The 11,431-nt window shown below is 35.3% G+C and carries 11 protein-coding genes; 3 read left to right on the top strand and 8 right to left on the bottom strand.

Annotated elements, in window-relative coordinates; genetic code table 11:
* Positions 1 to 555: 555 nt before the first annotated feature.
* Positions 556 to 783 (bottom strand): hypothetical protein, encoded by a 228-nt coding sequence (locus NYQ66_RS05590; RefSeq protein WP_259867803.1) that lies wholly within the window; start codon positions 781 to 783, stop codon positions 556 to 558.
* A gap of 157 nt (positions 784 to 940) precedes the next feature.
* Between NYQ66_RS05590 and NYQ66_RS05585 the strand changes: the two genes are divergently transcribed.
* Together NYQ66_RS05585 and NYQ66_RS05580 are read left to right on the top strand one after the other, a co-directional pair.
* Positions 941 to 1,285: a hypothetical protein gene (locus NYQ66_RS05585; protein ID WP_259867802.1), complete on the top strand. Its 345-nt coding sequence runs from the start codon at positions 941 to 943 to the stop codon at positions 1,283 to 1,285.
* Positions 1,286 to 1,369: 84 nt separating this feature from the next.
* Positions 1,370 to 1,723, top strand: a complete 354-nt coding sequence (locus NYQ66_RS05580; RefSeq protein WP_259867801.1) for a hypothetical protein — start codon at positions 1,370 to 1,372, stop codon at positions 1,721 to 1,723.
* A 76-nt stretch (positions 1,724 to 1,799) separates the two neighbouring features.
* On the opposite strand, the gene NYQ66_RS05575 is transcribed toward NYQ66_RS05580, so the two are convergent.
* From NYQ66_RS05575 to NYQ66_RS05555, 5 genes are all read right to left on the bottom strand, one after another.
* On the bottom strand, positions 1,800 to 2,954 hold the full coding sequence (locus tag NYQ66_RS05575) for a PstS family phosphate ABC transporter substrate-binding protein (protein ID WP_259867799.1): 1,155 nt from the start codon (positions 2,952 to 2,954) through the stop codon (positions 1,800 to 1,802).
* A 192-nt stretch (positions 2,955 to 3,146) separates the two neighbouring features.
* Positions 3,147 to 5,729: an ABC transporter permease gene (locus tag NYQ66_RS05570; RefSeq protein WP_259867797.1), complete on the bottom strand. Its 2,583-nt coding sequence runs from the start codon at positions 5,727 to 5,729 to the stop codon at positions 3,147 to 3,149.
* Complete coding sequence (locus NYQ66_RS05565) at positions 5,726 to 6,409, bottom strand: ABC transporter ATP-binding protein (protein WP_259867796.1); 684 nt, start codon at positions 6,407 to 6,409, stop codon at positions 5,726 to 5,728. The genes NYQ66_RS05570 and NYQ66_RS05565 overlap by 4 nt, the downstream gene beginning before the upstream one ends.
* Positions 6,410 to 6,513: 104 nt before the next feature.
* Entirely contained in the window at positions 6,514 to 7,518 is a 1,005-nt protein-coding gene (locus NYQ66_RS05560; RefSeq protein ID WP_259867794.1) for a sensor histidine kinase, read from the bottom strand.
* Entirely contained in the window at positions 7,519 to 8,202 is a 684-nt protein-coding gene (locus tag NYQ66_RS05555; RefSeq protein ID WP_259867792.1) for a response regulator transcription factor, read from the bottom strand.
* Between the two features lie 242 nt (positions 8,203 to 8,444).
* Between NYQ66_RS05555 and NYQ66_RS05550 the strand changes: the two genes are divergently transcribed.
* On the top strand, positions 8,445 to 9,101 hold the full coding sequence (locus NYQ66_RS05550) for a restriction endonuclease (RefSeq protein WP_259867789.1): 657 nt from the start codon (positions 8,445 to 8,447) through the stop codon (positions 9,099 to 9,101).
* 37 nt (positions 9,102 to 9,138) lie between these two features.
* On the opposite strand, the gene sspO is transcribed toward NYQ66_RS05550, so the two are convergent.
* On the bottom strand, positions 9,139 to 9,297 hold the full coding sequence (gene sspO / locus NYQ66_RS05545) for a small acid-soluble spore protein O (RefSeq protein WP_259867786.1): 159 nt from the start codon (positions 9,295 to 9,297) through the stop codon (positions 9,139 to 9,141).
* Positions 9,298 to 9,451: 154 nt separating this feature from the next.
* Positions 9,452 to 10,777, bottom strand: a complete 1,326-nt coding sequence (ltrA, locus tag NYQ66_RS05540; RefSeq protein WP_259867358.1) for a group II intron reverse transcriptase/maturase — start codon at positions 10,775 to 10,777, stop codon at positions 9,452 to 9,454.
* Positions 10,778 to 11,431: the final 654 nt, after the last annotated feature.

The following is an 11,431-nucleotide window of genomic DNA, read 5'->3' as shown; positions in this document are numbered from 1 at the left end:
CTCCATAAAGTGTTTGAGTGTTAACTCATTCAAAAAACTAGCTTTTTTCTTGCTTGACATAAATGATTGTTTTGTTCAGTTTTCAAAGATCAATAGTAAAGTTGTCTTTTAGGCGACAAATTTTATATTATACCAAATCGTTTTATGCAAGTCAACAATCTTTTTTTGTGTTGTTAACTTGTCCAAAAAGCGACTTTATAAATGTATCACATTATCAATATCAACGTCAATAACTTTTTAACTTATTGAGTAAGATAAGCACCGCTCTCAGTGGCGGATAACAAATATATCATGGATATAAGTCTAATTCAATACCTTTATTCAATCCAAATTTTACCTCTATAAGCTGACACTCATTTATAATCATAAAATCTTTCTTCTATATAATAAGGGAGTAATCTTGATACAACATAAATTAATGACAGACGTTCCTGATTGAGTACTTACTTATACTCATATAGCCTATTCAATAAATTATCCTAGTTTTCATTATTTCATATACAAAGTCTCAACTCTTCAATTGTGAAATGTACTTTATAGTTGGAATTAATCTAATTAAATTCTCTTTTCAATATCTCCTCTTAATTGTTCAATAAAAGTCTCAGGCAATTCAGTCGGAACAGAATTATGATTTTCAAAAGCCCAAGCATTAATTAATTCTAAATCACTTTTGTTAAAAGTAATACTATACGGTTTTTCTTTGTAAATTAAATCTAGAGTAACAGTCTCTCTACTACGAAAGCCTTCATCAACAATCATATTAGTTAGTTCATACGTTTCCATGTCAAAAACTCCTTCACAACTGTATATTATTAATAATGTTCTCTTTGAAATTGTTATTATTCATAATTTAATTCTAATAAGCATTTTTAACGGAAACCATGATAATTAAGTTTTTACCAATCATTTTTCAAATGATATAATGCATTTGGGTGATCATATGATACAAATAGTCGGAAGAACAGATATATATTTTAATACAGAAGACACATTCCTCTCAGACATCAACTATCACTTGACAATGAGTCTAGAGGAATATGAAATCTTAGAACATGTTATAAACGGTAAAGAAAATAAGATTAAAATTTCTTTTGTATTAAATATGAAAGAAAAGGTAGAGTGTAGATCTTTATTAGATTATAACAGTTATGCCTATGATGAATTTAAGAATAGAATTCCTTCTAAGGTTCGTACAACCTATATGCAAACACTTGATATCAGACCTGCAAACAAAAAATCTAAAAATACAAAGAAAAGAATACAAACTCTAACGAATACCTATTAATTAAATAGAAGGAAAATTGCTTTTATGAAAAAAACTTACATCATTGTCTTGTTCTTGGAAACTCTAATAGTAGGAGGGATAATGATGAAGCAATATTTATCTGTTGAGGAATTTAATGAGTTATTACAAAAATGGAGCGGAGAGAAAATAAATATTTTTAAACATGAGCTTGAAGATGATGATCGAACCTTAATGGAACTTGATTCCATATCTTATATAAAAGATACAAGAAGATTAGATGATTATGAACCAATGCATGCATTATTATTAAATGGAAAAGGAAATATCGAGACCGATAAGGAAGGGTTTCAACCACTCCCATCGGACTACTACGAAATCCCACTTGAAGAATCTACATTGTATCAATTCGATCAATCTCAGTTTTCTTTAATTACAGAAAGAGGAACTTATACAATCGAACTTGCTTCAGATATTTAATACAACCCCGAGGGCACCACATCTATATGAAGTGACGCCCTCTTGAATCGTTGTTTATTGCCTCAGGCACTTCCTATTATTTAATCGGTACATAACCTGTTAGATCAATGATCTTTTGTCCTTGGTCAGATAAAATCCATTCCACAAATGCATCTAGATGTGGATTTTCACTTCCTGCAGTAATAGCGTAAAACTCACCAATAATAGGATAACTATCATTTTGGATATTTTCCTTTGTAGGAGATAGACCTTCAATAGCAATATGTTTAATCTTTCCATCTACAACCATCTCTTGAGAAAAATGTCTAAAAGAGTATCCAATTGCATTTGTACGATTTTGATAGTTAGATGTTTCTCGAATAATACCACCCATTGCGGAAACAATGTCTTCAGAAGGTGGATCCATGAGCGGAGTACCGTCCATCATATTAATTAAAGCCGTCTGGCTCCCACTGCCTTCCGGTCTCTGAAATGCACGAATTGCTTCATCATCACCGTCGACTTCGCTCCAATTCGTGATTTCTCCTGCGTATATACCTTGAATTTGTTCAACTGTTAATGTGTTTACTGGATTATCCTTGTGAACAAAGAACACAAAAGCTTCTCTTCCGATTGGCGTCAGTTCCAGATCACCTACCTTTGATTCAGCCATTTTCATCTGTGTTTCTGAAGGGTGAGCCATAAATACCATATCGACTTCACCATTAATTAATCGGTTAAAAGCTTCATCTGTTTGGCTTGAAACGACCTCACTGTTATCTAACGGATATAAAGGATATTCTTTTTCCGGATATACCGCTTGAACAAATGAAGCATAAACTGGATATAAGGCAGTGGCGCCATCTAGCTTTGGTAGCTTGTTTTCAATTTTATAAGTAGAAAATTCATCTAGACTAACTGCTTTTGTATTGTTTGAAAACGGTTGGTAAGTAGAAAGATCTACGTCCTGGGTACTTACCACTTCTAGACTTTTCACATACATTTGATACCCTTCATAAGCGGCTACAGAAATAATTAATAACGCAAAGAAAATAACAACACTGCGTTTTACAACCCTCTTTTTCAGTTGACCATAAATCGCTAGAATGATCATAACAATAATACCGGTAGTTACCACTGGTATTAGCTTAGAGTAAAATGCGCCATCTCTCGTTAATAAAGTAATAATGGTAGCTATAAACCCAATAAATCCAAACGTAATTACAGTAAGAATAACCCCGAATAGTTTCATGTTTTCCTCCCATGGTCTGCACCCACAACAAGACAAGTTATTAGTTAGTTAATCCATATTAATTTTACCATATATTCACATTTATTCTATCATTTAATTAAAAATTAGATCCAATACTACCAACCACCTTAAAAAGCATTACTCAAAAAAAGATGAGTTCACCATAAAGCAAACTCACCTTCTTCAATCTAGTTATATATTTTCTTGTTTCAAACTATCAATTATATTTTCTTTTCTAATTTTACTAATCGAGTACAACATCGCTGAACTAACAACCAAAAAGATAGCAATGACAACATATAATAGGTTTAACCACGGAAGACTAAACGAATAGTCAAATGTGTTGGCTGTCGATCTATAAATAAGATACATAATCAAAATACTAATCGGCAACCCATACAGAATTGCTTTTAATCCATAAAATATACTTTCATAGTTAATCATCTTATTAAAGCCCTTTGGTGTCATCCCTACAGATCTAAGCATCGCAAATTCCCTTTTTCTCAACGAGATACTAGTTGAAATGGTATTGAATATATTGGCAATTGATATCGCTGAGATCAAGGTAATAAACCCATATGTGAAAATGGACATAAATAGTATGATCTGTTCATCTTGTTGCCTTTGTTGATAAACATTATAGACATACATATTTGACTTTTTTACATCTTCTATTGCTTTTTGGGTAGCCATTGGATCAGAACTATTCATATATAAATAAGAAGAATCTTGCACTTTCACTTCCTTATTTAAAAGCTGATCAGATACCTCCTCGGAAACGATAAGATCGATACCACCTAAGCCCTTCATAGGATTCACTCCCATTGGTGCTTGATCTGTTAATCCAATAATGCTAACTGTTCCTGTTTTTTCCCTTTTTTCCGTTTCGTAGTCATTCCAATATAAATCAAAGGTATCACCAATAGAGGTGTGAATTGTTTTGGTTCGAATAATCTTTCCTTCATCCGCATCCTCATAGGTAGTTTCATCAATTACAATTGCATAAGGAGTTTCACCATTTCCCATATCTTCCACATTTATTTCGTTATCTTCAGCATACGATAAGAAACTTTTATGATCTATACTGTGCAAGGCTACATAATAGGGATACTTGCCATTTTCAAGAAGAGTAGCATCCGTTTCTATCAATTCTTTCAATCCATCAGGTAGTTTTTCCTGCTCCACCAAACCTTCTAAGGTGTATTGATTTAAAAAAGTAGCATCCGTGACATTTTCAAGTTTAGCTAAAGGCTCAAATTCTTCAACAGCAACATTACTCCCCGTTACTTGAATATCATAATTTATATCTTCTTGCGACATATCCAATGATAATTGAAGACTAGAAGTAAAATAGGAAACAGACAAATACAGTACAATACTAATGATTAGCGAAAAAACAGTTGCCTGGTATCTTCTTTTATTTCTTTTTAGGTTTTTCAAGCCAATTTCCGCTTCCAAACCAAAGATTTTACGCACTAGTTTAGAGGTCTTTACCTTTTTACTTGTTAGTTTCACATCTTGCGTTTGTCTGATTGCATCAATAGCCGAGATTTTCGATGCTTTCCTTGCAGGCATATAGGTTGAAATAAAAATAGTTGCGATCGAAACAATACATGCTACTAATATAGAAAACGGAGTAACGACAACAAGTAGCTTTTCTGTAGTACCTAAAGCTTCAATAGCATATGCGTTAATAAAATTAAAAGTCGCTCCTATCCCAGCTATACCCGAAATGATACCGATCGGGATACTTAGAAAACCGATAATTGCTCCCTCAAAAAAGACAGAATTCCGTTTTTGCTTTTTTGTAGCCCCAACACTTGAAAGCATCCCTAAATGCCTCGCACGTTCAGAAACACTTATGGCAAATGCATTGTAAATCAAAGAGACAGATCCGATTATAATGACGGCCATGATAATACCCGCCAAGGAAAATAAAGTGCTTCTTAGATTATCATTTTCAGTAACTCCATAATAACGAAGCAACTCACTATGAAAGTTAACCTTATCGATGTTATGTTGACTTGCAAGATTTTCAGCATGTTTAAATAAAGAACTATTCACTTTATCAAGAACGACAACTACATCCACTTTGTCGTCTGCTCCTAACTTCGACTGATCTATATAGCCAATAACTGTGTAGCCCGGAGACCACGACGGTTCCCATGTTGGTCGCTCGATTGTTCCAACAATAGTAAATGTTTCAGTCGCTTTCACTTCTAGAGTTTCGTTAATCCCATCTTCCGTCATTTGTAGTGGTTCTATTTGCGATAATGGCTCTTTTACTTCACTATAATGACGCTCACCAATGTCTACCGTTATTTGATCTCCAATCTTATAGTCAACTCCAGCATCATCAGCAATTTCTTCTGGAACGACAACTTCTTGATTAGACGTGGGTAATCTACCTTCGCTTAGTGAAATTGGAAATTGATGATAGCCTTCCTCATTATATTGTTTGAAAAATAAATACGGTTTACTTTCATTTTCAGACTCAATTTTTGCATACCCATAATCATTTGCTATCACTAATTTTTGTGTGGTTTCATCTTCTTCAATTGCTTCTATCTGATCTGCATATACATCTTTGTATTGCACATGCCACTCACCATCTGTCGCAATGGTTTGTCTTTTCATTAAATCTAGAAATGAAACACCGAGCGTCGCAACAGCAGTGATCATCGCAACAGAAATGATCACACCTATGATCGTTACCCATGTTCTTCTTTTGTTTTCTTTCAGGTGTCTAACTGTCAATTTATTGACGATATTCATGGTCGGATCACCTCGTCCTTAGCAACCCTTCCATCTTCTATTGAAATGACTCTGTCTGCTTGTAACGCAATCCTTTCGTCATGCGTAATTACAATTAACGTTTGGTTGTAAGTTTTGTTAAACATTTTAAGAAGTTCAATAATCTCACTGCTATTCTTACTATCTAGGTTACCAGTTGGCTCATCTGCAAGCATAATAGCTGGATTGCTTATTAAAGCCCTACCAATCGATACCCTTTGTTGCTGGCCTCCTGACAATTGGTTCGGTAAATGACTTAATCTCTCTTGAAGTCCTAGAATACCGACAATATCTTGGAATTGTTTTTTATCTACCTTATGTTCATCTAGTAGCATCGGAAGTGTAATGTTCTCTTCTACTGTTAAAATAGGGATAAGGTTATAAAATTGATAAATCAATCCGATCTGTCTTCTTCTGAAAATTGCTAGCTGCGTTTCATTAAGACCGTAAATATCTGTGTTTTCAACAAGGACATTCCCACTACTCGGTCGATCGACCCCGCCCAACAAGTGTAAAAGAGTAGATTTCCCAGACCCAGAAGGGCCAATAATTGCAACAAATTCTCCCTTTTTGACGGAAAAAGATACATCATCTAGTGCCTTTACCGCTGTTTCACCCTTGCCATATACTTTAGACAGATTTTTTATTTGTAAAATATCCATTGTATTACCTCCAATGATTTAACGTTGGCTTCAGTATATCTGCCTAACATGACTTTAAGGTGACTTTAAAGTGACATTATTGTCACTTAAGCTGTTCGAAATAACTATATAACTTGTTTATATAGTTTTATTTGAAACTTAGTTCCATGTCCAACTTCACTCGTTACATGAATGTCCCCTTGTTGACTAGTGATAATACTATAGGCCATTGCAAGCCCAATACCTACACTATCCTCACCAGACGTTTTTCCTTTATAAAAACGTTTAAAAATATGCGGTACATCTTCTTTTGGTATTCCTTTTCCATTATCAACTATTGTTATTTCTGTGTATAAAGCATTTTCCGAATAAGCTATATTAATTACTCCTTCAACTCCTGTATGCTCCACACAGTTTTTTAATATGTTTATCATTGCTTCTGTTGTCCAATTCATATCTCCAATAAAGGATACCGATTCTGCTCCTACAACGTTTAAGGTCTGTTGTTTTATATCCATCGGAATTAACAAAGGTTCGATGGCTCTTTCCACTAATTCGTGTACATAAACCTTCTCCCTTTTAAACACTGCTGTTCCAGCGTCAATCTTAGAAAGTTTAAGTAAGGATGAAACGAGCCATTCAATTCTTTCTAACTGATCGCGAATGTTTCTAGTAAATTCTGCTCTTTTATCTTCATTTAATTCTGCATTTCTTAATAAATCTGCCATAACCATCATAGAGGTTAATGGTGTTTTTAATTGATGAGAAATGTCTGAGATCGCGTTTGTTAGTTTTATTTTATCCTGTTGTAATAAAGAGCCTTGCTCAGACAACATTAATGTAACTTTATAAATGTTACTTTTGAGAATACTTAGTTCCCCTTCATAATTATCACGAACATCGAGACTATAATCTCCATTACTAATCTGTCTAAGATAACTGGACAGCTTTTCTATCTCTCGGTAACGCCAACTCGTGAAAAGCAGAAAACTAAGAAGGAGGGCTAAAACAGTGACGGAAATAACAATCACTGCTTGGATGGATAAGAAAACGAATGCGGTGGTTATGGAAAGAAAACTTATCACTGCTAAGGTAATCAAAAACAGTTGAATTTCCCTATTACGCAACATTTAATCACCCGCCTTATAGCCCATTCCACGGACCGTCCTAATGATGATTGGATTTTGCGGATCATCTTCCAACTTTTCGCGCAACCGTTTTATATAAACAGTCAATGTATTATCATTTACAAAGTCACCTGCCACATCCCATATTCTTTCTAGTAGTTGGTTTCTCGTTAATATTTGTCCAAGGTTATTTGCAAAAATTAGAAGTAACCGATATTCAAGAGCGGTCACAATCACCTCTTCACCATGTTTATAGACCTTACCTTCTAACGTATTAATTCGTATATCCTTTATTTCGATCAGATTATTTGATTGCGCTTGTTTGTTATATCGACGTAGGACAGATTTAATCCTTGATAGAAGTTCTCGAACACGAAATGGCTTGGTTATGTAATCATCTGCCCCCATATCTAACCCCATAACTACGTTCACCTCATCATCAAAAGCAGTCAAAAAAATCACAGGTTTGTCACTGCTTTGTTTCACTATTTTACATAAGTCATAACCACTTCCGTCTGGTAAAGATAAATCAAATATACATAAATCAATATCCTCAAGTTTTTGATCTAACACATTTACAGCTGACTCTGCATTGGAACAAAGAATAGTTTCATAGTGATCCTGTTGTAACGAATATTCTAATCCAGCTGCAATTGTCTTATCATCTTCTACCAATAATATTTTCATAGGTAAACATCCTATCCAACCTTATTTTTCCCTTATCATATTTCAAATTAGAAGTAATCGTCAAAGTTTTTCTTACTATTTTACTTCCTTTACAAATTCAGATAAATGATAGATACTAACGAGCCTCATTTCATTCGTTCACTTTAGATTAAAGAACAGTTAAAAACAAATTCATTTCATGAATCCTACTGTATAAATTAGCCAATTAAGGAAAGCATACTAAAAAAAGGTGGGTGAATTTCTTGTTTCGATATTTCTTAACAAAATGCAGGGAAATTAATAAATTTGCTTCCTGGGAACTAATAGATAAAGCAAAGTTTATTGGGGTAGCTAATGTCATTATGTTCTTAATTGCTATTTCATTTCCATCCAACAATATAGTTGTTACATTTGTTACATTTTTCTTCCTAATTACTAGCTCCTACTTTATGTATATCTTTTCAAAAACACTGCTAGTAAGAAAGATGAATAAAGGTTTGCAGCATAAAAAAGCATTACTTATTCAAGAAATCGATCAAATGACTGAATCGGAATTTGTAGAGTTGTTATATCACTTGTTTAAACAACAAGGTTACTATGTTAATCGATCACCAGGTCCACCCGACTATGGTGCTGATTTAATATTAAGAAAAGGGGAAGAAGTTACTGTTGTTAGAGCAATTCGATCTGAAAACAAGGTTGGAATGTCAGCGTTAAATGAAGTCAATCAATCCAACAAATACTTTCATGTAAACAGTAAATGGATTATTACGAACAGTTCTTACACAAAAGTGGTCATAAATCAGGCCGAAAAAAGTGATGTAAAACTGCTTAGTCGAGAAGATTTATTAGATATGTTACATCGATTCAAAACACCAATTCGGAAAAGCAAATTGTCAGAAGTACACGAAAAGAGATAACAGGAACAAAGGAAATTCCTTTGTTCCCGCTTCTTTATTACTGTCGTTTTTTTGTTTTTTTATTGAAAGCTTTTTCGTTTGCCGTTAATGGCTCATTTGCAAATTCGTGATCAAATTGTTTGGATAATTGACCTCGTACAGCTTGCTCATCACTTGGTGCAGCATTTAGTTTACTTTTCTTTATTTTTTTACCCAATCTAAACACCTCCATCTATATTTTGTCTAGAAAAATAATGATTATCCAATATAGGGATAAATAATAAAAATACAATAGAGTAGGCGCATGAATTTTATTCATGCGCCTCTCACAGATCCGTACGTGCGGGTCTTCGCATACGGCTCCTCCGCGATTATCCCCGTTGGGGATGATGTTCATTGTAAATATCCACAAGAAATACGAGACCTATTTCTCTAAACCATTTATTGGAAAGTGCTGTATGCACTGGTGTGCATTTCGAACTTCTCCAAGCGTACATTCGTAAGCGTGGAAGTTCTCCTTCCCATTTTCTTCTACGTAATTCCCTATGTAGCTTTCTTATTTTCCGCCAACTCCTAAGTTGTACTGACCGCAATCTTCTTCTAATCCACTTATCAAATTCAGTAAACATTGTCTTTGTATGCCAGTGTCCAAAATAGTTTCCCCATCCACGTAGATAAGGGTTTAGTTTCTCTTTTACCAAAACTCTAATATTAATCGTTTGGTTTCGTTTTGTAATTTCCTTGATTTTAGTCTTAAACTTCTCTATTGACTTTTCTGAAGGCTTAACCCAGTAACCCTTCTTAAATTCATGTCCAAGAAAGACAAATGTTTCTTTCATATTATTTACAATCTTAGTCTTTTCCGGGTGAACTATAAGCCCAAGCTTTTCTTCAAGGAATCGAGTAACTGACTTGAGTACTCGCTCAGCACCCTTTTGTGATTTACAACAGATGACAAAGTCATCTGCATATCTTGTAATGCGATGCCCTCTCTCTGTCATAAGTTCATCCAACGGATGCAAATATACGTTCGCAAGTAGCGGACTGATGACACCACCCTGTGGAGATCCTTTTTCGTTTAAGTGGAAACTGCCACCCTCCATAACTCCTGCTTGGAGGAAACTCTCGAGTAATCCAATAACACTTCCATCCACTATTTCTTCTCTAACCAACGACATTAGTTTATCATGCGGAATTGTATCAAAGTATGATTTTAGGTCTGCATCAATTACATACACATAACCATCCATTAAATCCTTTCGGACTTTATCTAATGCCATATGTGCACTTCGATTCGGTCTAAAGCCAAAACTACAATCAAGAAATTTAGCTTCAAAGATTGGTTCTATTATTCTACGTACAGAAGCCTGTACTACTCGGTCTCTCACGGTTGGGATACCTAGAGGTCGTTTTGAACCATCAGCCTTCGGAATATATACACGTTTAACTGGTCTCGGCTTGTATGTCTTTTCTTGTAATTCACGTTGAAGGATTTGTACATTATCCTCCACTCCAAATTCAAAAGCCTTAACTGTTATTCCATCTACCCCTGCGGCTCCACGGTTCCTTTTAACCTCTTTAAAGGCTTCCTCCATGTTTGGCATTACCCATATTTTATCTATGAGACTATACCACTTTCTCTTTTGTGGGGTCTTTGCTCCCTCACGAAAACCTTGTTTGTCTTCTTTTCCGTTCATGTTCCGTTTCTTTCCTTTCATTCTGTTGATTGACTAGCCCAACTTCGGCAATATCAGCAGTTTCACAAGTACTACGCCCCATACGGTCTACCCTTCTGTTCGACCCCGAATCTACGGATTTGTCCTATCGGTTTCTGTATGGACATGACATATTCTAAGATAACTCGGTTTTTCTTCCACGGACAGACGGGCTTCGCATAAAGTCCCTACCTTTTAGGTTAGAGGGCTCCTCTCAGTAACAAAGTACTAAGTCACTTACCTTTGCGACTTTTCCAGTAAGCTTGATCACTACTATCCCCTGCTCTGACTTCTTACCACCCATAACTTCATCTTGTCCATCCCAGACTTGATTGAAGGTTACCACAATGTGGAGACGATGAGATCTCCTTGGGTCACGTCACCGGGCTTTCACCTGAATCCAGTCCTCATAACTAGCAGAGTCCTCTTGTGGAATAGGACACTCCCTTCTTTTGCAGGGTTATCCGACTCTACCAGCCAACACGGTTGAATTGTCGCCTGTTCCAGGTTTTGCCTTCAGGTCCTCCGCACACTTCCTCACGGACAATGCACTACCTGTCAGCTATACACTTCCGCCACTACGGTGTGTTTGGGACTTTCACCCATTAGTCCGATGCGCTGCCAAGCGCACAAAAG

The organism is Aquibacillus koreensis (assembly GCF_025154055.1).
Lineage (GTDB): Bacteria > Bacillota > Bacilli > Bacillales > Amphibacillaceae > Aquibacillus_C > Aquibacillus_C koreensis.
Note: the sequence above shows the minus strand (reverse complement) of the source record. Positions and strands in the feature narration are given on the sequence as shown.